The 23,686-nt window shown below is 73.3% G+C and carries 19 protein-coding genes; 2 read left to right on the top strand and 17 right to left on the bottom strand.

What is annotated here, in order from left to right; translation table 11 throughout:
• Positions 1-46: 46 nt before the first annotated feature.
• From nuoN to KG103_RS13720, 16 genes are all read right to left on the bottom strand, one after another.
• Positions 47-1,765: an NADH-quinone oxidoreductase subunit NuoN gene (nuoN, locus tag KG103_RS13645; protein ID WP_207339089.1), complete on the bottom strand. Its 1,719-nt coding sequence runs from the start codon at positions 1,763-1,765 to the stop codon at positions 47-49.
• On the bottom strand, positions 1,762-3,318 hold the full coding sequence (locus KG103_RS13650) for an NADH-quinone oxidoreductase subunit M (protein ID WP_207339090.1): 1,557 nt from the start codon (positions 3,316-3,318) through the stop codon (positions 1,762-1,764). Before KG103_RS13650 ends, nuoN begins: the two co-directional genes overlap by 4 nt.
• Before the next feature lie 29 nt (positions 3,319-3,347).
• Positions 3,348-5,327 carry an NADH-quinone oxidoreductase subunit L gene (gene nuoL, locus KG103_RS13655; protein ID WP_207339091.1) on the bottom strand — a complete coding sequence of 660 codons (1,980 nt, stop codon included), beginning with the start codon at positions 5,325-5,327 and terminating at the stop codon, positions 3,348-3,350.
• 11 nt (positions 5,328-5,338) lie between these two features.
• Positions 5,339-5,638 carry an NADH-quinone oxidoreductase subunit NuoK gene (gene nuoK / locus KG103_RS13660; RefSeq protein ID WP_089798384.1) on the bottom strand — a complete coding sequence of 100 codons (300 nt, stop codon included), beginning with the start codon at positions 5,636-5,638 and terminating at the stop codon, positions 5,339-5,341.
• A complete protein-coding gene (locus KG103_RS13665) occupies positions 5,635-6,576 on the bottom strand; it encodes an NADH-quinone oxidoreductase subunit J (protein WP_249670586.1) in 942 nt (313 codons plus the stop codon). The genes nuoK and KG103_RS13665 overlap by 4 nt, the downstream gene beginning before the upstream one ends.
• Positions 6,573-7,385, bottom strand: coding sequence for an NADH-quinone oxidoreductase subunit NuoI (nuoI, locus tag KG103_RS13670; protein WP_372434839.1), 813 nt, complete (start codon positions 7,383-7,385; stop codon positions 6,573-6,575). The genes KG103_RS13665 and nuoI overlap by 4 nt, the downstream gene beginning before the upstream one ends.
• Entirely contained in the window at positions 7,378-8,745 is a 1,368-nt protein-coding gene (gene nuoH / locus KG103_RS13675) for an NADH-quinone oxidoreductase subunit NuoH (RefSeq protein WP_207339092.1), read from the bottom strand. Before nuoH ends, nuoI begins: the two co-directional genes overlap by 8 nt.
• Positions 8,742-11,414 carry an NADH-quinone oxidoreductase subunit G gene (locus tag KG103_RS13680; protein ID WP_207339093.1) on the bottom strand — a complete coding sequence of 891 codons (2,673 nt, stop codon included), beginning with the start codon at positions 11,412-11,414 and terminating at the stop codon, positions 8,742-8,744. Before KG103_RS13680 ends, nuoH begins: the two co-directional genes overlap by 4 nt.
• Positions 11,411-12,745, bottom strand: a complete 1,335-nt coding sequence (nuoF, locus tag KG103_RS13685) for an NADH-quinone oxidoreductase subunit NuoF (RefSeq protein WP_207339094.1) — start codon at positions 12,743-12,745, stop codon at positions 11,411-11,413. The genes KG103_RS13680 and nuoF overlap by 4 nt, the downstream gene beginning before the upstream one ends.
• The gene (nuoE, locus tag KG103_RS13690; protein ID WP_207339095.1) at positions 12,745-13,626 is read right to left on the bottom strand and encodes an NADH-quinone oxidoreductase subunit NuoE; all 882 of its coding nucleotides are present in this window, start codon (positions 13,624-13,626) and stop codon (positions 12,745-12,747) included. The genes nuoF and nuoE overlap by 1 nt, the downstream gene beginning before the upstream one ends.
• Positions 13,626-14,978 (bottom strand): NADH-quinone oxidoreductase subunit D, encoded by a 1,353-nt coding sequence (locus KG103_RS13695; RefSeq protein ID WP_207339096.1) that lies wholly within the window; start codon positions 14,976-14,978, stop codon positions 13,626-13,628. The genes nuoE and KG103_RS13695 overlap by 1 nt, the downstream gene beginning before the upstream one ends.
• Entirely contained in the window at positions 14,978-15,679 is a 702-nt protein-coding gene (locus tag KG103_RS13700; protein WP_207339853.1) for an NADH-quinone oxidoreductase subunit C, read from the bottom strand. The genes KG103_RS13695 and KG103_RS13700 overlap by 1 nt, the downstream gene beginning before the upstream one ends.
• A gap of 245 nt (positions 15,680-15,924) precedes the next feature.
• Positions 15,925-16,476: a NuoB/complex I 20 kDa subunit family protein gene (locus KG103_RS13705; RefSeq protein ID WP_089798377.1), complete on the bottom strand. Its 552-nt coding sequence runs from the start codon at positions 16,474-16,476 to the stop codon at positions 15,925-15,927.
• A gap of 60 nt (positions 16,477-16,536) precedes the next feature.
• The gene (locus tag KG103_RS13710; protein ID WP_207339097.1) at positions 16,537-16,899 is read right to left on the bottom strand and encodes an NADH-quinone oxidoreductase subunit A; all 363 of its coding nucleotides are present in this window, start codon (positions 16,897-16,899) and stop codon (positions 16,537-16,539) included.
• Positions 16,900-16,974: 75 nt separating this feature from the next.
• Positions 16,975-18,276 (bottom strand): geranylgeranyl reductase family protein, encoded by a 1,302-nt coding sequence (locus KG103_RS13715; protein ID WP_207339098.1) that lies wholly within the window; start codon positions 18,274-18,276, stop codon positions 16,975-16,977.
• A 323-nt stretch (positions 18,277-18,599) separates the two neighbouring features.
• Complete coding sequence (locus tag KG103_RS13720) at positions 18,600-19,292, bottom strand: demethylmenaquinone methyltransferase (protein WP_207339099.1); 693 nt, start codon at positions 19,290-19,292, stop codon at positions 18,600-18,602.
• A 107-nt stretch (positions 19,293-19,399) separates the two neighbouring features.
• On the opposite strand from KG103_RS13720, the gene KG103_RS13725 reads away from it, so the two are divergent.
• Entirely contained in the window at positions 19,400-20,449 is a 1,050-nt protein-coding gene (locus KG103_RS13725) for a TRM11 family SAM-dependent methyltransferase (protein ID WP_207339100.1), read from the top strand.
• Positions 20,450-20,508: 59 nt separating this feature from the next.
• Positions 20,509-21,837 (top strand): isochorismate synthase, encoded by a 1,329-nt coding sequence (locus tag KG103_RS13730; protein ID WP_207339101.1) that lies wholly within the window; start codon positions 20,509-20,511, stop codon positions 21,835-21,837.
• Between the two features lie 222 nt (positions 21,838-22,059).
• On the opposite strand, the gene KG103_RS13735 is transcribed toward KG103_RS13730, so the two are convergent.
• The gene (locus KG103_RS13735; RefSeq protein WP_243656158.1) at positions 22,060-23,586 is read right to left on the bottom strand and encodes a S1C family serine protease; all 1,527 of its coding nucleotides are present in this window, start codon (positions 23,584-23,586) and stop codon (positions 22,060-22,062) included.
• Positions 23,587-23,686: the final 100 nt, after the last annotated feature.

Raw genomic sequence — 23,686 nt, forward strand, 5'->3', positions numbered from 1 at the left:
TGTCCGGTGACTCCCGGTTCGCACCGCACCCCGCACGTCCGGGTGCTCACGGCAGCAGGAGCGCCACGGACGCGATGGCGTCGAGCACGGGCGACGGGGCGACCCCGAGCACGACCGTGAGGACGGCACAGATCCCCACCGCGACGACCGTCAGACCCTCGCCGGCGGCGACGGTCGTCCGGGCGGCCCGCACGGGCTCCGCGACGGCCACGGACGGGACGCCGACGGTCTCGACGGGCTCGACCGCGGTCGCGGGCTCCGGTGCCACATCGGGGGTCGCGTCCGACGTGAGACCGGGCGCGGTCTCACCGGCGACGCCCGGCGCCTCCTGCGGGTCCGTGAAGAACATCAGGACGATGATCCGGACGTAGAAGAACGCCGCCGCCGCCGACGCCAGCACGCCCACCAGGGCGAGCTGCCAGGCGCCGCCCTCGACCGCCGCGGAGAAGACCGCGAACTTGCCGACGAAGCCCGCGGTCAGCGGGATCCCCGCGAACGACAGCAGGAACAGCGTGAAGGTGACCGCCGCGACCGGGTGGCTGCGGCCCAGGCCGGCCCACTGCGACAGGCGCGTGGCCTCCCCGAGCACGACCGGGCCGTCGTCGTCCCCCGTGCCCTGCTCGCGCACCAGGCTGACCAGGCCGAACGCACCGACCGTGGTCGCGCCGTACGCCAGCAGGTAGAACAGCACGGCGGTGATGCCCGCCTCGTCGAGCGCCACGATGCCCGTCAGGACGAACCCGGCGTGCGCGATCGAGGAGTACGCCAGCAGCCGCTTGACGTCGGTCTGGACCAGCGCGGCGACCGTGCCCACGACCATGGTGACGATGGCCACGATCCACAGGACCACCTCGAGGTCCCAGGCCATGGTCGGGAGCATCCCGTAGACGACCCGCAGCAGCGCCCCGAAGGCGGCGACCTTGGTGCACGCCGCCATGAACGCGGTGACCGGGGTCGGCGCGCCCTGGTAGACGTCCGGCGTCCACATGTGGAACGGCACGGCGCCGACCTTGAAGAACAGCCCGGCCAGGAGCAGCAGGGCGCCCACGACGAGCAGCCCCTCCATCCCGTTGGGCGTGGTCGTCGCCGCCGCGATGTCCGCGTACCGCAGGGACCCGGCGTACCCGTAGAGCAGGCCGATGCCGAACAGCATGAGGGCGGAGACGAAGGCACCCAGCAGGAAGTACTTCATCGACGCCTCCTGCGACAGCAGGCGGCGGCGGCGTCCCATGCCGGACAGCAGGTACAGCGGGAGGGACAGGACCTCGAGCGCGACGAACAGCGTCAGCAGGTCGGTGGTCGCGGGGAACAGCATCATGCCGCCGGTGGCGAACAGCAGCAGCGGGTAGACCTCGGTCTGGCGCAGCCCCTTGCGCCGGGCCAGCTCCTCGTAGTCCGAGCCGGGCACGGCCGCCGCGGACGGCGCGAACGCGTCCTCGCCGCCGGCGACCCGGTCCGCGAACAGGAGAGTGGACAGCAGGGCGAGCAGCGCGATGGTCGCCTGCAGCACGAGCGTGGGGCCGTCGACCACCAGCGAACCGGACAGCACGTCGGTGCCGCCCGTGCGCTCGACGTCGGACCACAGCGCGGCGACGGCCAGCAGCGCGCCGGCCAGGGCACCCAGCGTGAGGACGAGCTGGACGGTCCGCCGGCGCGCGGCGGGCACGAACGCCTCGACGAGCACACCCACGACGGCCGCCAGCAGCACGACCAGCAGGGGCGTCATCGGCCCCCATGCGATCTCCGGGGCGGTGAAGCCGCTCACTGGTCACTCCCTTCCGTACCGGCGGGGGTCGCGGTGCTCACCGCGGGCTGGACGTCGTCGAGGCCCAGCTGGGCGACGCTCTCGACCGCGGGTGGCCGGACCAGGTCGAGCGCCGGGCCGGGCAGGAACCCGAGGACCAGCATGAGCGCGATCAGCGGGCCCACGACCCACCGCTCGCGGCCGGACGCGTCGGGCAGGTCCGCCAGCTCGGGGCGCACCGGACCGGTGAACACCCGCTGGTAGAGCCAGAGCACGTAGATCGCGGCGAGCACCACGCCGAGCGTCGCGACGACCGCGGCAGCGGGGTGCCGGGCGAAGGTGCCGACGATGACGAGGAACTCGCTGACGAAGGTCGACAGCCCGGGCAGCGACAGCGCCGACAGGCCGACGACCAGGAAGAGACCCGCCATGACCGGGACGACCTTCTGCAGCCCACCGAAGTCCACGATCTGCTGCGAGCCGCGCCGCGCCGCGAGGAAGCCCACGAGCAGGAACAGCGCACCCGTCGACAGGCCGTGGTTGACCATGTAGAACGACGAGCCGGCGATCGACGTCGAGGTGAAGGCGAAGATGCCCAGGACGATGAAGCCGAAGTGCGACACCGAGGTGTACGCGACCAGGCGCATCATGTCCTTCTGCCCGATCGCCAGCAGTGCGCCGTAGAGCACCGAGACGACCGCGAGCACGATGATCACGGGGGCCGCCCAGCGGGACGCCCCCGGGAACAGCGGCAGGCACAGCGTGAGCATCCCGAAGGTGCCGACCTTGTCGAGCACGCCGACCAGGAGCGTCGAGGTGCCGGCGGGCGCCTGCTGCGCCGCGTCCGGCAGCCACGTGTGCACCGGGAACATCGGGGCCTTGATCGCGAACGCGAGGAAGAACGACAGGAAGAGCCACTTCTCGACCGTCGGGTCCAGGTCGAGCCCGACCAGGTTCTCGGTGAGGAAGCCCTCGGGGCCGCCGGGGCCCTGCAGGTACAGCGCGATCACGCCCACGAGCATGATCAGCCCGCCCGCCAGCGAGTACAGCAGGAACTTCACCGCGGCGTAGCGCCGCTGCGCGCCGCCGAACGCCCCGATCATGAAGTAGACGGGGATGAGCATCGCCTCGAAGACGACGTAGAACAGGAACACGTCGCGCGCCGCGAACACGAGGACGATGAACGCCTCGAGCAGCAGCACGAGCGCCAGGTAGTGGCGCAGCCGGTCGGTGGGGCCGTCGGCGGAGCCCTGCTCGCGCCAGGCGGCCAGCACGACGAGCGGCACGAGCACCGCGGACATCGCGATCAGCGCCAGGCCGACGCCGTCGACGCCGAGGGCCCACGACACGCCGAGCGCCGGGATCCACGGGGCGGTCTCGACGAGCTGGTGCGTCGCCGCGGTGCCCGTGTCGAAGGCCGCGAAGGCCCCGACGACGAGCAGGACCTCGGCGAGCGCGAACCCGAGCGCGACGGCACGCGTGCGCGGTCGCGCGCCGGCGGGCAGCAGCCACAGGGCCACGGCTCCGAGCAGCGGCAGCACCACCAGCGCGGTGAGCCAGGGGAGGTTCGACATCTGTTCCGGTTCTCCTGTCGACTCTTCGGTCAGCCGCGCACGGCGAGGACGACGAACGCGAGCACGACCACACCGACGACCATGGCGGCCGCGTAGGAGCGGGCGAACCCGTTCTGCACGCGCCGCACCAGGTCGCCCAGGGCGACGGTGGCACGGCCGAGGCCGGTGACCGCACCGTCGACCACGGCCTTGTCGCCGTACACCAGCGACCGCGTCAGGTACTGGCCGGGCTCCACGAGCAGCGCGTCGTTGACGGCGTCCTGGTAGAGGTCCACGCGGGCGGCGCGCGTCAGCGCGGTGCCCAGGGGCGGCGTCACCGGCACGGCCGAGACCGCGTAGCGGCGCCACGCCAGCACGAGGCCCAGGGCGACGGCGATCAGCGTGAGGGCGATGAGCACGGGGACGGCGAGCACCGGCTCCTCGTGCTCGGTGTGCCCCACGGACGGCTCGAGCCACTCGACGAACCCGACCGTGCTGAGCACCCAGCCCAGACCCACCGAGCCGACCGCGAGGACGATCATCGGCCACGTCATGAGGGCGGGCGACTCGTGCGGGTGCTGCTCGGAACCGTCACGCCGGGTGCTCCAGCGCCTCTGGCCCTCGAACGTCATGAAGAACAGGCGCGACATGTAGAACGCGGTGATGCCTGCACCCACGAGCGCCACGGTGCCGAACACCCAGGCGCGCCACGGCTCGCCGTCCACGGGGACGAACGCGGCCTCGATGATCTTGTCCTTGCTGAAGAACCCGGCGAACGGCGGGATGCCGAGGATCGCCAGCCAGCCGGCCATGAACGTGAAGTACGTGATCTTCATGTACCGGCCCAGGCCGCCAAAGCGCCGCATGTCGACCTGGTCGTCCATGCCGTGCATGACGGACCCGGCGCCCAGGAACATGCCGGCCTTGAAGAAGCCGTGGGTCACGAGGTGGAAGATCGCGAAGGCGTAGCCGATGGGCCCGAGGCCTGCGGCGAGCACCATGTAGCCGATCTGGGACATCGTCGAGGCGGCGAGCGCCTTCTTGATGTCGTCCTTGGCGCAGCCGACGACCGCACCGAACAGCAGCGTGATCGCACCGACGACGGCGACCACGAGCTGGGCGGTCGGCGCCGCGGTGAACACCGCGCCCGAGCGGATGATGAGGTAGACACCCGCCGTCACCATGGTCGCGGCGTGGATGAGCGCCGAGACCGGGGTGGGGCCGGCCATCGCGTCGCCGAGCCAAGACTGCAGCGGGAACTGCGCCGACTTGCCGCACGCGGCGAGCAGCAGCGCCAGGCCCACGAGGGTCAGGGTGCCCTCGGACGCCCCGGCCACGCCGGCGTCGACGGTCGCGAAGTCCAGGCTCCCGAAGGTGGCGAACAGCAGCCCCATCGCGACCAGGAGGCCGACGTCGCCGACGCGGTTGGCCACGAACGCCTTCTTCGCCGCCACCGCGTACGGCGTGTGGTGGTTCCAGAAGCCGATGAGCAGGTACGACGCGAGACCGACGCCCTCCCAGCCGACGAACAGCAGCGCGTACGAGTCCGCCAGGACCAGCAGCAGCATGGCCGCGACGAAGAGGTTGAGGTAGGCGAAGAACCGGCGGCGGGCCGCGTCGTGCTCCATGTACGCCACGGAGTACACGTGGATCAGGGTGCCGACGAACGTCACCAGCAGCACGAACGTCAGCGACAGCGGGTCCACCCGCAGGCCGGCGCCGATGCTCAGCGCGCCGGCGTCCAGCCAGGTGCCGAGGTCGACGTCCTGGACGCGCTGGTCCGCGGGCAGCCCCAGCAGGCCGACGAGCAGGACCAGGCCGACGACGAACGACGCGGCCGAGGCCAGCACGCCGAGCCAGTGGCCCCACCGGTCGGCGCGGCGGCCGAGCAGCAGCAGCACCGCGGACGACAGCAGCGGCAGCGCCACGAGCCACACGGCCGCCTGGGCGCCGGACCAGGCGACGGAGGAGACGCCACCGGCGGCCGTCGGCACGACGGCAGGGGCGGTCAGGGTGATCAGGGTGTGCACGTCGGAGCCCCTCAGCTCTTCAGCAGGTTGACGTCGTCGACGGACGCCGAGCGTCTGGTCCGGAAGATGGACACGATGATCGCCAGGCCGACCACGACCTCGGCGGCGGCGACGACCATCACGAAGAACGCGAGGACCTGGCCGGACAGGTTGCCGTGCATGCGCGAGAACGTGACGAGCAGCAGGTTCGTGGAGTTGAGCATGAGCTCGACACCCATGAACACGATGATCGCGTTACGGCGCAGCAGCACCGTGGTCGCACCGATCGCGAACAGGATCGCGGCCAGGACCAGGTAGTGGGTCAGGCTCACCGGCCGTCCTCCTCGGGGGTCGCGTCCTCGGCCGGGGCCTGCGGCTCGCGGATGGTCACCGCACCCTCGACGGGGCCGTCGGGCCCGCCGCGGTACGACTCGTCGGACGTGAACGTGCCCGCACCGACGGCCCAGCCGCCGGCGAGCACCCGGTCGATCCGCGCGGCGTACGCACGGGCGTCCGCCTCCTGGCCGCGGACCCGCAGCACGCGCGGCACGGAGCTCTCCAGCGGCGTGCCGTCGGGGCCGAGCGCGGGGACGTCCATGGCGTTGTGCCGGGCGTAGACGCCCGGGGCCGGGAGCGACACGGGGTGCGCCCCCGCGCGCAGCCGGCGCTCGGCCAGCTCGCGCTGCCCGACCTTCGGCGTGAGCCGCCCGCGGTGCGTCAGCACCAGCGCGCCCAGCGCGGCGGTCACCAGGAGCGCCCCGACCACCTCCATCGCCAGCACGTGCTGCCCGAAGATCACGTGGGCGACGGCCTGCGGGTTGGACGGCAGGTTCGCCTCGGCCAGGCCGGTGGGCGGACCGTAGGTCGCCCGCCCGACGACACCGGCGAGCACCACGGCCAGGCCGAGGCCTGCCAGGCCACCGATCCACCGCTGGCCCCGGATCGTCTCGACCAGCGAGTCCGAGCGGTCGACACCGACCAGCATGAGCACGAACAGGAAGAGCATCATCACGGCGCCCGTGTAGACGACCACCTGGACGACGCCGAGGAACTCGGCTCCCTGCGCGACGTACATGAACGCCAGCGAGATCATGATGAAGATGACCGCGAGGGCCGCGTGCACGGCCTTGCGGGCGAACAGCAGGCCCAGGGCGGCGAGCACCATGAGGGGCCCGAGCGTCCAGAACAGCACGGCCTCCGCGGTGCTGGTCTGGCCGGACTCGGTGAGCGCGCCGGCGGCTGCCGGCAGCGCGGTGAACAGCGGGCTCACCGGGCACCTCCCTGGCGGTGCGCGGCCGCCGTGATCGCACGCTGCGCGAGGCGCGTCGTCCCGAGGTCCGGCACGGTGGCGCCCTTCGCGGCGTTCTCGGGCAACGTCGGGTCGTCCGGGCGGTGCTCGGCGACCCAGGCCACCTGCTCGTCGGTCACGCCGGTGACCTCGCCGCGGTAGTAGTCGGTGTCCGACGTGCCCTCGACCATCGGGTGCGGCGTCGCGAGCTGGCCCGAGCGCAGCGGGGCCAGCAGGTCCTGCTTCTCCCAGATCAGGCCGGGGCGGGTCGGGCCCGCGAGCTCGTACTCGTTGGTCATGGTCAGCGCACGGGTCGGGCACGCCTCGATGCACAGGCCGCAGAAGATGCAGCGCAGGTAGTTGATCTGGTAGACGCGGCCGTACCGCTCCCCCGGCGAGAACTGCGCCTCGGGGGTGTTGTCCCCGCCCTCGACGTAGATCGCGTCCGCGGGGCACGCCCACGCGCACAGCTCGCACCCGATGCACTTCTCGAGCCCGTCGGGGTACCGGTTGAGCTGGTGCCGCCCGTGGTAGCGGGGCTTGGTGAGCACCCGCTCGCGCGGGTACTGCTCGGTCACGGTGGGCTTGAACATGTTCGCGAACGTGACGCCGAAGCCGGCGACCGGTGCGAGCACCTCACTCAGGCCAGAGCGCTTCTCGATGAGCGACTCGTAGCCCTCGGCCGGCCGGTCGACCTCGCCGCCGCCGCGCGCGGCGGGCTGCACCTGCGCGTCACCGCGGGCCGGTCGGCCCGCGCCCGGCGCCGCCTTCTTCTTGCGCTGCTCAGCCACCGCGCACCTCCAACGGGGTCTCGGGTCCGGACGTGTCACCGGTGTCGGTCGCCGCCAGGCGTCGCTGCGCGCGCGGGGACGGCGGCAGCACCTGCCCCGGCAGCGGCGGCACCGGGTAGCCGTCGGCGAAGGGGTCGATCTCCTGCGGGCCGGTCGGCCGGGGCGTCGGCTCCTGCCGCTTCTCCGGCACCAGGAACGAGATGACCAGCCCCACCAGCACGAGGCCCGCGAGGACGAACAGCAGGGTGCGCAGGTCGACGTCCCACAGCCGGCGGGCGGCCTGCACGAACGTCACGCAGACCACCCAGCCCAGCGCGGCCGGGATGAGCACCTTCCACCCGATCTTCATGAACTGGTCGTACCGGAACCGGAGCACGGAGCCTCGGATCCAGACGAACAGGAACATGAACAGCCAGACCTTGGCGACGAACCACAGGAACGGCCACCAGCCGGTGTTGAACATGCCGTCGTTGATCGCCGACAGCGGCCACGGGGCGCGCCAGCCGCCGAAGAACAGCGTGGTGGCCACGGCCGACACGTTGAGCATGTTGATGTACTCGGCGAGGAAGAACCACGCGAACTTCATCGACGAGTACTCGGTGGTGTAGCCACCGACCAGCTCGCCCTCGGCCTCGGGCAGGTCGAACGGCAGGCGGTTGGTCTCGCCCACCATCGAGATCACGTAGATCACGAAGGCCGGCAGGAGCGGCAGGAACCACCAGATCTGCGTCTGGGAGTCGACGATCTGCGACGTCGACATGGAGCCGGCCATGATGAACACGCTGACCAGGGACAGACCCATCGCCAGCTCGTAGGAGATGACCTGGGCCGTGGAGCGGACGCCGCCGAGCAGCGGGTAGGTCGAGTTCGAGGACCAGCCACCGAGCACGATCCCGTACACGCCGACCGCCGCGCAGGCGAGGATGTAGAGCACGGCGACCGAGAAGTCGGTCAGCTGCAGCGGGGTGACGACGCCGAAGATGCTGACCTCGGGCCCGAACGGGATGACCGCGTAGACCAGCAGCGAGCACAGCACCGCGATCATCGGCGCGAGGATGTAGACGAACTTGTCCGCCGCCTTGACGGTGACGTCCTCCTTGACGAGGAGCTTCATCGCGTCGGCGAGCGACTGCAGCAGACCGAACGGCCCGTGCACGTTCGGACCCGGCCGCAGCTGCATGCGTCCCACGACGCGGCGCTCGAACCAGATGGCGATGAGGACGCTCGTCAGCAGGAAGACGATGATCCCGACGGCCTTGACCAGCCACACCCAGAACACGTCCTGGCTGAAGTCCGCGGTCACCGGGGCGACCGCCCCGTCACCGACGGCCGACGCCAGCACCATGGGCAGCACGCTCATGCCCGCTCCTCCTCGTCCACGCGGACGCCGGCGACGGCCTCCGCGGCGTCGCCCGTGAGCCCGGACGCGGCGTGCGCCGTCATCCCGGGGTGGTCCGACCGTCCGACGCGCTCGAGCCGGACCACGGTCCCGCCGACCGCACCGAGCCGGTCGCGCACGGCGCCGCCCCGGGGGTTGGTCGGCAGCCAGACCACGTGGTCGGCCATGTCCGTGACCTGCACGGGCGCGACGACCGTCCCGCGGTCGGTGCGGACGGCGACCTCGTCACCGTCCGCCAGGCCCGCTGCCGCCGCCGTGGCGGCCGACACGCGCGCGACCGACCGCTTGGCCGTCCCCGCGAGGTACGGCTCGCCGTCCTGCAGCCGGCCCGCGTCGAGCAGCTGGTGCCACGTCGCGAGCACCGCGTGGCCCGGGGGCACCGCGGGCGGCTCGGCGGGTGCGGTCGACGGGGCGTCGACACGCGCACCGTCCCAGCCGCCGAGCTGGTCGAGCTCGCCGTGCACGTCCGCGAGGGACCGCAGCCCGAGGTCCGCGCCGAGCGCGTCCGCGAGGCGGTCCAGCACCCGGAAGTCGGACAGCTGCGTGGTCGTCAGCGCCTGCGCGAACGGCCTGGGGCGTCCCTCCCAGGTGACGAACGTGCCGGGCTTCTCGACCGGCGGCGCCACGGGCAGCACCACGTCGGCGCGGTCGGTGACCTCGCTGTGCCGGACCTCGAGCGAGACGAGGAAGGGCACCGCGTCGAGCGCCGCGCGGGCGAGCGCCGGGTCGGCGTGGTCGGCGGGCTCCACCCCGCCGACGACGAGCGCACCCAGGTGGCCGTCGGCCGCTGCGGCGAGGATCTCGTCCGCGCTGCGGCCGGGGGCGGCGGGCAGGTCGTCGACGCCCCAGACCGCGGCGAGGTCGACCCGCGCGGAGGCGTCGGCGACAGGACGACCGCCGGGCAGCAGCGTGGGCAGCGTGCCCGCCTCGATCGCCGCGCGCTCCCCCGCGCGGCGCGGGATCCACGCGACGCGGGCCCCCGTGCGCTCGGCGAGCCGCAGCACGGCCGTCAGGGCGCCCGGCACGGTGGCCGCGCGCTCCCCGACGAGGATCACGGCGCCGTCGGCGGCGAGCGCCTCGGCGGTCTCGCCCAGGGCGTCGTGCGCGCCCGCGGCGATCGCGTCGAGCACCTCGGGCTCGGTGCCGGGAGCGGCGGCCAGCAGCGTGCCGTCGAGCCGCTCGAGGCCCCGGCTGGCCAGCGCGGCCACCGAGAACACCCGCGTGCGGCCGGCGACCACGGAGGACCGCAGCCGCAGGAAGAGGATGCCGCCCTCCTCCTCGGGCTCGTACGCGACGCACAGCACGGCGGGCGCCGCGACCAGGTCGCCGAACGTCACCTGCAGCGTGCGGCCGGCGACGTGGTGACCGAGGAACTCGGCCTCCTCCGCGGAGTGCGGACGGGCACGGTGGTCGATGTCGTTGGTGCCGAGCACCACGCGGGCCAGCTTGGCGTACGCGTAGGCGTCCTCGAGCGTGAGGCGACCGCCGGGCAGCACCGCCACGCCGGACCCGTCCGCGTCGAGCGCGGCCTGCAGGCCCGCCGCCGCGGTGTCCAGCGCCTCGATCCACGAGCACGGCTCGAGCTCGCCGCGCGTCCCGTCCGGGAGCCGGCGGCGCACCAGCGGCGTGGTGACGCGGTCCGGTGCCGACTGCCAGTGGAACGCGAAGCGGTCCTTGTCGCTGATCCACTCCTGGTTCACGGCCGGGTCGTCGCCGGCGAGGCGGCGCAGCACCACGCCGCGGCGGTGGTCCACCCGGATCGCGGAGCCGTTGGCGTCGTGCTCCGCGATCGACGGCACCGACACGAGGTCGAACGGCCGCGAGCGGAAGCGGTAGGCCGCCGACGTCAGGGCGCCGACCGGGCAGATCTGCACGGTGTTGCCGGAGAAGTAGGACGCGAACGGGCGTCCGCTCGTGTCGAGCGTGGAGGCCCCGACCGGGGTGTCCCCGGCGAACCCGAGCACCTCGGTGTCGAACGTGCCGATCTGCTGCTGCGCGCCGCGCTTCTGCAGGTCGATCCAGACGTCGCCGGCGATCTCCTCGGAGAACCGGGTGCAGCGCTGGCAGAGCACGCACCGCTCGCGGTCGAGCAGCACCTGCGTCGACACGGCGATCGGCTTGGGGAACGTCCGCTTGACGTCGACGAACCGCGTCGCGGCCCGGCCGTTGCTCATCGCCTGGTTCTGCAGGGGGCACTCGCCGCCCTTGTCGCAGACGGGGCAGTCGAGCGGGTGGTTGATGAGCAGCAGCTCCATGACGCCGTGCTGGGCCTTGTCGGCCTCGGGCGACGTGTGCTGCGTCTTGACCTGCATGCCCGGCGTGGCCTGCAACGTGCAGGACGCCTGCGGCTTGGGCATCTTCGCCAGGTTGCCGTCACGCCCGGGCGCCCACACCTCGACGAGGCACTGGCGGCAGGCGCCGGCGGGCGCCAGCAGCGGGTGGTCGCAGAACCGCGGGATCTGGATCCCCAGCTCCTCGGCGGCCCGGATCACCAGCGTGCCCTTCGGCACGGTCGTCTCGATCCCGTCGACGCTGAACGTGACGGTGTCCGACGGCTCCGCGGGCGCGGGCGGCGGTGCCGCCGGCACCAGCGGCGTCGTCTGCGTGCCCCGAGGGGTCGTGATCGTCATGCGTGCACCCCCGCCAGCTGCGTGCTGCGACGCGGCGTGTAGTCAAAGAGCGCGGCGCGCTCCGGCGGGAAGAGGACGTCGGCGGGCGTGTGCGTGCCCGCCTCGAACTCCTCCCGGAAGTACTGGATGGCGCTGGTCACCGGGCTGGTGGCACCGTCGCCGAGCGCGCAGAACGCGCGGCCCAGGATGTTGTCGCACAGGTCGAGCAGCAGGTCGATGTCCGCCGACGTGCCCTGGCCCGCCTCGAGGCGGCCCATGATCTGCGCGAGCCAGAACGTGCCCTCGCGGCAGGGCGTGCACTTGCCGCAGGACTCGTGCTTGTAGAACTGGATCCAGCGCGACACGGCCTTCACGACCGAGACCGTCTCGTCGAAGATCTGCAGCGCGCGGGTGCCGAGCATGGAGCCGGCCTTGCCGACCGACTCGTAGTCCAGCGGCACGTCGAGGTGCTCCGCGGTGAAGATCGGCGTCGACGAGCCGCCCGGGGTCCAGAACTTCAGCTCGTGGCCCTCACGGACGCCGCCCGCCATCTCCAGCAGCTCGCGCAGCGTGATGCCCAGCGGCGCCTCGTACTGGCCGGGCCGCGTGACGTGGCCGGACAGCGAGAACAGGCCGTGGCCCGCGGAGCGCTCGGTGCCCATGGACGTGAACCAGTCGGCACCGCCGACGAGGATCCCCGGCACCGACGCCACGGACTCGACGTTGTTGACGACCGTGGGGCGCGCGTACAGGCCCGCGACCGCGGGGAACGGCGGCTTCAGGCGCGGCTGGCCGCGCAGGCCCTCGAGCGAGTCGAGCAGCGCCGTCTCCTCGCCGCAGATGTACGCACCGGCACCCGCGTGGACCGTGATCTCCAGGTCGAAGCCCGACCCGAGGATGTCGGTGCCCAGGTAGCCGGCCGCGCGCGCCTCGCGCACGGCCTCGAGCAGGCGGCGGTACACGTGCACGACCTCGCCGCGCACGTAGATGAACGCGTGGTGGCACCCGATGGCGTAGGACGTGATGATCACGCCCTCGATGAGCTCCTGCGGGCTCGCCATCATCAGCGGGATGTCCTTGCAGGTGCCCGGCTCGGACTCGTCGGCGTTGACCACGAGGTAGCGCGGCCCGCCGTCGGGTGCGGGCAGGAAGCCCCACTTCATGCCGGTGGGGAAGCCGGCGCCGCCGCGGCCGCGCAGGCCCGAGTCCTTCACCGTCGTCACGACGTCGGCCGGGGCCATGCCCAGCGCCCGACGCAGACCGCGGTAGCCGCCGTCGGCCTCGTAGCGCTCGAGCTTCCACGACCGGTCCGCGTCCCAGTGCGCGGACAGCACGGGGGTCAGGGTCGTCATCACGACTCCTTCGCGTCGTCGGACTTCTGCTTGCGCTGCTCGCCGGCCGGCGAGACGTCGGCGGGCGTCGTCTCCGGGCGGTCGGCGCTCGACTGCGCCTCGCCCGCGTCCGGCTCGCCGTGCGTGGCGCCGGTGGCGGCGCTGCGCTCGTCCGCGTCGAACGGCGGGGCCGTCCAGCCGCGCTCCTTCGCCAGCAGCGTGCCGCGCAGCGTCGGCTCACCGGCGCCCACGCCCTCGTCGGCGCGGCCGTCGGGGAAGCCGGCCAGCACGCGGCTCATCTCCTTGAACGTGCAGACCGACGACGCACCGCGGGTCGGCGCCACCGGCGCGCCCTCGACCAGCTTGTCGACGACCTCGACGGCGGAGGCCGGGGTCTGGTTGTCGAAGAACTCCCAGTTGACCATCACCACCGGCGCGTAGTCGCACGCCGCGTTGCACTCGATGCGCTCGAGCGTGATCGCGCCGTCGTCCGTGGTCTCGTCGTGACCGATCCCGAGGTGCTCGCTGAGCTCCTCCCAGATCGCGTCGCCGCCCATGACCGCGCAGAGCGTGTTGGTGCACACGCCCACCGTGTACGTGCCGTTGGGGTGCCGCTTGTACTGCGTGTAGAACGTCGCGACGGCCGAGACCTCGGCGGTCGAGAGGCCGAGGGTCGCCGCGCAGAACGCGATGCCCCGCGGGCTGACGTAGCCGTCCTCCGACTGCACCAGGTGCAGCATCGGCAGCAGCGCGGAGCGCGCCTGCGGGTAGCGGGCGATGATCTCCTGCGCGTCGGCCGTCAGCCGGGCGCGGGTCTGCTCGTCGTACCCCGTGGCGTGCCGCTCCCCCGGGGTCCGGCCGTGGTCGTGGGGCGCTGCCGCGCCCGCGTGCTCGACGGACATCAGCGGTCCACCCCTCCCAGCACCGGGTCGATCGACGCCACGGCGACGACGACGTCGGCGATCTGCCCGCCCTCGCACATCATGGAGACCGCCTGCAGGTTGTTGAACGACGGGTCGCGGAAGTGCGCCCGGTACGGCTTGGTCCCGCCGTCGGAGACGAGGTGCACGCCCAGCTCGCCGCGCGGGTGCTCGACGGTCTGGAACACCTGCCCGGCCGGCACGCGGAAGCCCTCGGTCACCAGCTTGAAGTGGTGGATGAGGGACTCCATCGAGGTGCCCATGATCTCGCGGATGTGGTCCAGCGAGTTGCCCATGCCGTCGGTGCCGATGGCCAGCTGCGCCGGCCACGCGATCTTCTTGTCCGCGACCATGACCGGCCCCGGCTCGGCGAGCCGCTCGAGGCACTGCTCGACGATCCGCATCGACTGGTAGCACTCCTCGATCCGCACCAGCAGGCGGCCCCACGAGTCGGCCGCGTCGTTCGTCGGCACGTCGAAGTCGTAGGTCTCGTAGCCGCAGTACGGGTCGGTCTTGCGCACGTCGTACGGCAGGCCGGTGGCACGCAGCAGGGGGCCGGTGACGCCCAGCGACATGCAGGCCGCCAGGCTCAGCACGCCGACGTCCTTCATGCGCGCCTGCAGGATCGGGTTCGCCAGCATGAGGTCCTCGAGCTGACGCATGTAGCCCCGGACCTTGCCCAGCGCCTCGCGCACGGAGTCGATCGCGCCCGGGGGAACGTCCTGCGCGACGCCGCCGGGGCGGATGTACGCGTGGTTCATGCGCAGGCCGGAGATCAGCTCGAAGATCTTGAGGATCTCCTCGCGGGCCGTGAAGCCCAGGATCATGATCGTCGTGGCGCCCAGCTCGTTGCCGCCCGTGGCCAGGAACACCAGGTGCGACGAGATGCGGTTGAGCTCCATCATCAGCACGCGGATGACCGACGCCCGCTCCGGGACGTCGTCCGTGATGCCCAGCAGCTTCTCCACGGCCAGGCAGTAGCCGGCCTCCTGGAACAACGGCGCGACGTAGTCCATCCGGGTGCAGAAGGTCACGCCCTGGGTCCAGGTGCGGAACTCCATGTTCTTCTCGATGCCCGTGTGGAGGTAGCCGATGCCGGCCCGGGCCTCGGTGACGGTCTCGCCGTCGATCTCGAGCATGAGCCGCAGCACGCCGTGGGTGGACGGGTGCTGGGGGCCCATGTTGACGACGATGCGCTCCTCGCCGAGGCGCGCGGCCTCCTCGGCGATGTCGGACCAGTCGCCGCCGGAGGCCTCGAACGAGGGCACACCCTCGGTCTCGGACAACGGGACGTGACGGGTCGCGTGGGGGGTCTGCGACGTGGGGGCGGTCATCAGCTGTACGACCTCCGCTGGTCCGGGGGCGGCACGGTGGCGCCCTTGTACTCGACCGGGATGCCGCCGAGGGGGTAGTCCTTGCGCTGGGGGTGGCCCGGCCAGTCGTCGGGCATCTCGATGCGCGCGAGCCCCGGGTGGCCGTCGAACACGATCCCGAAGAAGTCCCAGGTCTCGCGCTCGTGCCAGTCGTTGGCGGGGTACACCGCCGTGGTCGAGGGGATGTGCGGGTCGCCCTCGGCCACCGCGACCTCGAGCCGCAGCCGTCGCCCGTGGGTCACCGACGCCACGTGGTAGACGGCGTGCAGCTCACGTCCCGCGTCGTGCGGGAAGTGGACGCCCGACACCCCGAGCGACAGCTCGAAGCGCAGGTCCGGGTCGTCGCGCAGCGCCTGCACGACCTCGACGAGGTGCTCGCGCGCGATGTTCAGCGTGAGCTCGCCCCGGTCGACGACGACCGACTCGACGGCCGCCGCGTAGCCGGTGCCCGACTCGTCGAGCACCTCGGCCAGCACGTCGACGACCTCGTCGAACCAGCCGCCGTAGGGCCGCTCGCTGGGGCCGGGCATCGCCACGGTCCGCACGAGGCCCCCGAAGCCGGAGGTGTCGCCGGTGCCCGCCACGCCGAACATGCCGGTGCGGACGTCGACGATGTCCAGCGGCGTGCGCGGCGCGGTCGTCGGGTCGGGGCCGGCGGGCAGGTTCTGGGAGCCGGCCTCGAGGGCCGCGGCGCTGGTGCGCTGCGTCCCGGCGGGGGCGGGCTCGCCCGGCTTGACCGCCGCGGAGGCGTCCGCCTTCTCGGCCGTCGGCTTGGTGCCCTCGGTGGGACGGTCGGCCGCGGGGGACGTGGCGTCCTCGCGCGGGGTCGACGTCGCCTCGGGCTTCGTGCCCGTCGTCGGGTCGGTGCCCTCGGGCGTGCCCTCGGCGGGCGTCGTGCGCTCGTCGCTCATCGCAGCAGTCCCGTCATGTGCGACGTCGGGGTCGCGGCCATCGCGGCCTCCTGCGCCTTGCGGGCGGCCTCCTGGCGGTTGACGCCGAGGGGCTCGTCCTGGATCTGCTGGTGCAGCGCGAGGATCGCGTGCAGCAGCATCTCGGGGCGCGGAGGACAGCCGGGCAGGTAGATGTCGACCGGGACGATGTGGTCGACGCCCTGCACGATCGCGTAGTTGTTGAACATGCCGCCGGAGGACGCGCAGACGCCCATCGACAGCACCCACTTGGGCCCCGCCATCTGGTCGTAGACCTGCCGCACCACGGGGGCCATCTTCTGGCTGACCCGGCCGGCGACGATCATGAGGTCGGACTGGCGCGGCGAGGCACGGAAGACCTCCATGCCGAGGCGCGAGATGTCGTACCGGCTGGTGCCGGCGGCCATCATCTCGATCGCGCAGCACGCGAGCCCGAACGTCACGGGCCACAGCGATGCCTTGCGGAAGTAGCCGACGAGGTCCTCGACCGTCGTCAGCAGGAAGCCCGAGGGCGCTTCCTCGATGCCCATGTCAGCCCCTCCTCAGGGTCGGTCGGCTGCGCGTCGTGGCGGGTTCCGGGCGCTGCTGCATCAGTCCCACTCCAGACCGCCGCGCTTCCACTCGTAGGCGAACGGCACCGTGATGATCAGCAGGAACGCCATCATGGCCACGAGGCCGTACGTCGCGAGCTCCGTGAAGCCGACGGCCCACGGGTAGAGGAAGACGACCTCGATGTCGAAGATGATGAAGGTCATCGCGACCAGGTAGTACTTGATCGGGAAGCGCCCGCCGCCGATGGCGTGGGGCGTCGGCTCGATGCCGCACTCGTACGCCTCGAGCTTGGCGCGGTTGTAGCGCTTCGGACCCAGGATCGCGCTCGCGCCGACACCACCCAGGGCGAGGACGGCCGCGATCCCGATCATCACCAGGAGCGGGATGTACGGGTTGCTCATCGAGCGGTCCTCCTCGTCGAAGACGCCGGTCCGGTGGGCCGGGCGGTGCGGGTACGGGTGCGGGGTGGGGCGGCGTCAGGCATCGGGCGCCAGCCGGGCGAGCGCGGCGATGACGCGGTCCACGACGTCGCCCCCTCGCGGTTCGTAGCAGTCGGCCAGCAGCTTGAGCACGAACTTCATCAGCAGCGGCCGGGGCAGACCGTACCGCGTGCAGACGTGCATCACCTGCGGGTGCTCGATGAGCCGCACGAAGATCCGGCCGAGCGTGTAGTAGCCGCCCAGGTCGTCCTTCATGCGCTGCTGGTACGTGGCCAGCGACCGCTCGCGACCGGCGGCGGACCCGCGCGCGAGGCCCTGCGCGATCGCGTCGGCCGCCACGCGGCCGGCCTGCAGGCCGTACGCGATGCCCTCGCCGTTGAACGGGCTGACCATGCCGGCGGCGTCGCCCGCGAGCAGCAGCCCGTCGGCGTACAGCGGGCCGCGGTTGAAGCCCATGGGCAGCGCCGCACCGCGCACGGGCGCGGTCTGGTTCTCCGGGGTGAACTCCCACTCGGCGGGGGCGTTCGCCATCCAGCGTGCGAACAGGTCCTTGTAGTCGACCTTCGTCGCGGCGGCCGTCGAGCTGACCGATCCCAGGCCGACGTTGGCGGTGCCGTCGCCGAGGGCGAAGATCCAGCCGTAGCCGGGCATGAGGTTGGACCGGCCGGGCGCGCCGTCCCACAGCTCGAGGTGCGACTCCATCCACGCGTCGTCGTGGCGCGGGGTGCGGAAGTACGTGCGCACCGCGACGCCCATCGGCCGGTCGTCGCGCTTGACGCGCCCGACGGCGGTGGCGAGCCGGGCGGAGACGCCGTCGGCGGCGACCACGACGGGGGCGCGGTAGGTGACCTCGTCGCCCGCGTCGACCGTGCGGCGACCGTCGACGCCGACCGCCCGTGCCCGCACGCCCACGACGCGGCCCGTGCGCTCGTCGCGCACCGGGGCCGTCACGGACGTGCCCTCGAGCAGCTTCGCGCCGGCGGCGCGGGCGTGCTCGGCGAGGATCTGGTCGAAGGACGTGCGCGCCCGGGCCAGCCCGTAGGACGGGTAGCTCGAGAGCTCGGGCCACGGCAGCTCGAGCCGGTGGCCGCCGCCGATGACGCGCAGGCCCTTGTTGCGGATCCAGCCGTCCTGCTCGCGGATCGGCACGCCCATGCGGACGAGCTCGGCCACCGCGCGGGGCGTCAGCCCGTCGCCGCAGATCTTGTCGCGCGGGAAGGTCGCCTTCTCCAGCAGGAGGACGTCGAGGCCTGCGGCCGCGCAGTGGTACGCCGCGGAGGCACCGGCCGGACCGGCGCCGACGACGATGACGTCCGCGTCATCGGTCGTTCCGTCCACCCTGGCCACCCCACTTGTGACGACGTTCACGTGCGACTCCGGCGAGTGTAACCAGCCCCTCAGACGCTGTCTGCGAAGGGTTGGCTTACCTCAACAGCTCCCCGGGACGAAGGTCCCGGTGAGGCGCCCGGAGCAGCACCGACGACCTTCCGCGAGCGTGCCGCCGGGCCCGGACCGCGGCGGGAGGACCATCGTCACCGACGACGCGGACCCGCGCAGCGCGGGGCCGGCGCGCAGCGCACACCCGCCGACGCTCCCTCGCGGCGGCCGCGACGCGACGAGCGTCACACCGGGGGCGTCCCGGCCGCGTGCGGGCGGGTCCGTCAGGGGCGTCGGCCGCGGTGCAGCGCGACCACGCCGCCCGTGAGGTTGCGGTACGCGACCTGCTCCCAGCCGGCCGCGCGCACCAGCCGGCCCAGCTCGCGCTGGTCCGGCCACTCCCGGATGGACTCCGCGAGGTACACGTAGGCGTCCGGCTCCTTGGACACCGCGCGGGCCACCGGCGGCAGCGCGCGCATGAGGTAGTTCGTGTACACGGTGCGGAACGGCGCGAACGTCGGCTGCGAGAACTCGCACACCACCAGACGCCCGCCGGGCCGCGTCACCCGCAGCAGCTCACGCAGCGCCGCGTCGACGTCCGCCACGTTGCGCAGCCCGAACGACATGGTCACGGCGTCGAACGACGCGTCGGCGAAGGGCAGGTGCAGCGCGTCGCCCGCCACGAACGGCAGGTCCGGGCGGCGACGGCGACCGACCCGCAGCATCCCGGTCGACAGGTCGCACGGCACCACGTGCACGCCGGCGTCGGCGAGCGGCTCGCTCGACGTGCCGGTGCCGGCCGCGAGGTCGAGGACCGTCTCGCCGCGCTGCGCGTCGAGCGCGGCGAGCGTGGCGCGACGCCACGCACGGTCCTGACCCAGGGAGATCACGTCGTTGGTGACGTCGTACCGGCGCGCGACGGCGTCGAACATGGCGGCGACGTCGCGGGGGTCCTTGTCGAGGGCGGCGCGAGGCATGTGCCCATGGTCGCAGGTCGGCGCCCCGGTGCGCGCACCGTGCTCGGGTAGCGTGGACGCGGCGCCGCCGGCGGCGCCGCACGACCGACCCGGGGGCCTCACCACCCATGCCGCAGTACGCGATCCTCGTCCAGCCCTCTGCCAACCGGGTGTACTCCCGCAACGCCGCGCGCCTCACCCGCAACGAGCTCCTCGGGCTCGACGAGCTGCTGCTCGACGGGCGCCTGCGCGCCCTCGGCGGACCGGTGGAGCGCACGATGGGCGGCGTCCCGTACCTCGTCGTCCCCGTCGCGGCACCGGAGCCCGAGGACCTGCGGGTCCTGGCGAACCTCTCCTCCCTGTTCGCGCTGTTCGAGCTGCGCGACGACGGCGCGCTCGTCCCCCTCGACCTCGAGCGGCTCGACCGCTACGACGACGACCTGCTGACGATCCTCAAGTACGTCGGCAAGACCAACGAGCAGCTCACCCGCCTCCTGCTGAACCTCACGGCCGCGGCCGCCACGACCCGCGAGGGGTTCCTGGGCTCCCGGCTGCGGGTGCTCGACCCGATGTGCGGGCGCGGCACCACGCTGAACCAGGCGCTCATGTACGGGTGGGACGCGTACGGCGTCGACGTCGACCGGCGCGACGTCGAGGCGTACACGGCGTTCGCCGCCCGCTGGCTGCAGGACAAGCGGCTCAAGCACCGCTCGGGGTCGACGCGGCTGCGCGTCGCCGGGAAGACCCTGGGGCGGCGCACCACGTTCACGCTCGCGGCCGACAAGGAGCTGTTCCGGGCCGGCGACGTGCAGACGCTCGAGGTCACGCAGGGCGACACGCTCGATGTCGACCGCATGTACCGCGCCGGGTTCTTCGACGTGGTCGTCGCCGACGCGCCGTACGGCATCCAGCACGGGTCGGTCACCGGGCCGCGCACGCCGTCGCGCGCACCGGGCGACCTGCTCGCCGACGCCCTGCCCGGCTGGGTCACGGTGCTGCGCCGCGGCGGCGCGCTCGGCCTGTCGTGGAACACCAAGGTGCTGCCGCGTCAGGACCTCGTCGCGATGCTCGTCGACGCGGGCCTCGAGCCGCTGGACGGCGACCCGTTCCTCGACCTGGCGCACCGCGTCGACCAGGCGATCGACCGCGACGTGGTCGTCGCCCGCAAGCCGCGCTGAGACGTGGGTCGCACCGCTCCGGGGCGAGCCCGCGGCGGTGAGGGCCTACCCTGAACGCGATGAGCACGTCGCCCAGCTCCCCCGTCACCGGGGGCGTCCCGCACCCTCTCGTGGTCCGCACCGTCGAGTGCCACGACCTGCCCGCGGGCGGCTCGACCGACCCGGCGGACCTGCTCGACCTGCTGGGGCCGGCGGCCCCGCTGGCCTGGGTGCGCCGCGGCGACGGCCTGGTCGCCTGGGGCGAGGCCGTGCGCGTCGAGGTGCGGGGCGCCGACCGGTTCGCCGCCGCCGAGCGCGCGTGGCACGAGGTGCTCGGGCGCGCGATCGTGCGCGACGAGGTGCGCCTGCCCGGCACGGGGCCGGTCGCCTTCGGCTCCTTCGCCTTCGACGACGACTCCCCCGCCGGCGGCGTCGTCGTGGTGCCGCGCGTGGTGGTGGGCCGCCGCGACGGGCGGACGTGGCTCACGACCGTCAGCACCGCGGGCGAGCTGGGCCCCGCGCCCCGCCTGCGGGACGTCCTGCCGCCGCGCACCGAGCCCCGCGCACCGGGCGACGTCACCTACACCGACGGCGCCGTGGCCGCGGACGACTGGATGGACGTGGTGGCGCGCGGCGTGGCCGCGATCCGCGCCGGTGAGGTCGAGAAGGTCGTGCTCGCGCGCGACGTGCGTGCCCGCACCGAGCACCCGTTGGACGTGCGGTGGGCGCTGCAGCGGCTCGCGGACCGGTACCGGTCGTGCTGGACCTTCAGCGTCGACGGCATGATCGGCGCCACGCCCGAGCTGCTGGTGCGCTCCGAGCGCGGGCTCGTCACGTCCCGGGTGCTCGCCGGCACGATCCGGCGCACCGGCGACGACGACGCCGACATGGCACGCGCCGCGATCCTCGCGCACTCCTCCAAGGACCTCGAGGAGCACGAGTACGCGGTCACGTCGGTCGCCCGCGCGCTCGCGCCCTTCTGCTCGTCGTCGAACGTGCCCGACGTGCCGTTCGTGCTGTCGCTGCCCAACGTGCTGCACCTCGCGTCCGACGTGACCGGTGTGCTCTCCGCGCCGCAGGGCGACGGTGCACACCCCTCGTCGCTGGCACTGGCCGCGGCCCTGCACCCCACCGCCGCGGTCTGCGGCACCCCGACGCAGGCGGCGCGCGCGCTCATCACCCGCATCGAGGGCATGGACCGTGGCCGGTACGCCGGTCCCGTGGGCTGGTTCGGCGCCGACGGCGACGGCGAGTGGGGCATCGCCCTGCGCTCCGCCGAGGTGGACCGCGACGACCCGCACCGGCTGCGGCTCTTCGCCGGGTGCGGCGTCGTCGCCGCCTCCGACCCCGCCGCCGAGCTCGCCGAGTCGCGCGCCAAGCTCGACCCGATGCGGTTCGCGCTGTCCTGACCCGCGCTGTCCCGACCCGCGCTGTCCCGACCCGCGCTGTCCCGACCCGCGCTGTCCTGACCCGCGCTGTCCCGACCCGCGCTGCCCTGACCCGCCGCACGGGGCCGCGCCGCCCGCCGGCGGGGACACCGCGGGCCCGCCGCGGGAGGGGGATCGCGGCGGGCCCGGTCGGGGGGGCGCGGCCCGGTGGGGCCGACCCGGTTCAGGGGGTGGGGCGGAGCGTCAGCCCTGGCCCCGCTGCTGCTGCTGCAGCCACTCCCAGAGCTGCTCGGGCGTCAGGCCGCCGGGCAGGGACTGGTCGCCCTGGCCCTGACCGCCCTGACCGCCCTGGCCGTCCTGGCGCGGCTGCGCCGAGCCGAGGTCGTCGGGCCGGGTGGCCAGCGTGACGTCCAGCTCGCGCGTCTCGCCGTCGCGCACCACCGTGACGGTCGCGTCGTCGCCCGACGACAGCGACCGGACGAGGGCCGTGAGCGCCTCCGCGCCGCCCACCGGCTTGTCGTCGACGGCGACGATGACGTCACCGGCCTGCAGGCCGGCCGCGGCGGCCGGCGAGCCCTCGTTGACCGACTCGACGACCGCACCGCGGCGCGTGACGCCGTCGGCCGTCGCGACACCGTCGGACAGCGAGACCCCGAGGAACGCGTGCTCGGCCTGGCCGTCCTCGATGAGCTGCGCGGCGACGCGCCGGGCGAGGTCGGACGGGATGGCGAACCCGAGGCCGATCGAGCCGGACTGCGCGCTCAGCGTGGCGATCGAGGACGTGATGCCGATGACCCGGCCCGTCGCGTCGAACAGCGGACCGCCGGAGTTGCCGGGGTTGACGGCCGCGTCGATCTGGATCGCGCTGGTCACCGCCGCCTCGCTGCCGCCGTCCTCCAGGGTCGAGACCGGACGGTCGACGGCCGAGACGATGCCGGTGGTCACGGTGTTGGCCAGGCCCAGCGGGTTGCCGACCGCCATGACCGGCTCACCGACCCGGACCTCGTCGGAGTTGCCGAACGCCGCCGGCTGCAGGTCGTCGGGCGCGTCGAGCAGCTGCACGACGGCCAGGTCGGTGCTGGCGTCGGAGCCCACGACCTCACCCTCGAGGATCCGGCCGTCGGTGAGCGTCACCTGCACGTTGCCCTGGGCGCCCGAGACGACGTGGCTGTTGGTCAGCACGTGGCCCTCGTCGTCGATGATGACGCCGGACCCCTGCCCGCCGCCGGACTCCGTCTGGACCTCGATCGCGACGACGGACGCCTGCACGGCGGCCGCCACGGCCTGCCAGTCCGGGTCCTCGGCGTTCGAGCCCGAGACGGGCACCTCGTCGGTCGACGAGCGACCCACGTCGGCGAGCGAGGCGGACCGCGACGACGACCCGTCCTGGTCCAGCAGACCGGCCGCGGCGACGGAGCCGCCGCCCACCAGGAGGCCGACGACCGCTGCCGACGCGATCCACACCCACGCGCGCGACGAGCGCCGCCGCTCCTGGCCGGACCTCTCGCCCGGCTCCCCGGTCGGTGCGGCCCACGGGTCACCCGCGGGAGCGGCGGTGGTCGTCGGGGCGTAGCCGGGCGCGCCCGGGGCACCGCCGGCCTGCGCACGCTGGGCGGCCTCGTAGCGGGCCCACTCCTGCGCGGGCGACAGGCGCGGGGCGCCCTGCGGCGGCGTCGCGCCCTGCGGGGGGACTGCGCCGTGCGGGGGGACGGGCGTCGTCGGGTGGTGCTGGGGGTCGCTGCCGGGCTGCGGCTCGGGCGTAGTGGTCATGGCTGCCTCCTTCTCGACACCCATCACACCGCGTCGTCCTGGGATCGGCCTCCCAGGCGCCTGGGAACTTCCTGTGTGCCCGCCAGGAGGGACGGGGGCG

The sequence above is a fragment of the Cellulomonas wangleii genome, from assembly GCF_018388445.1.
GTDB lineage: Bacteria > Actinomycetota > Actinomycetes > Actinomycetales > Cellulomonadaceae > Cellulomonas > Cellulomonas wangleii.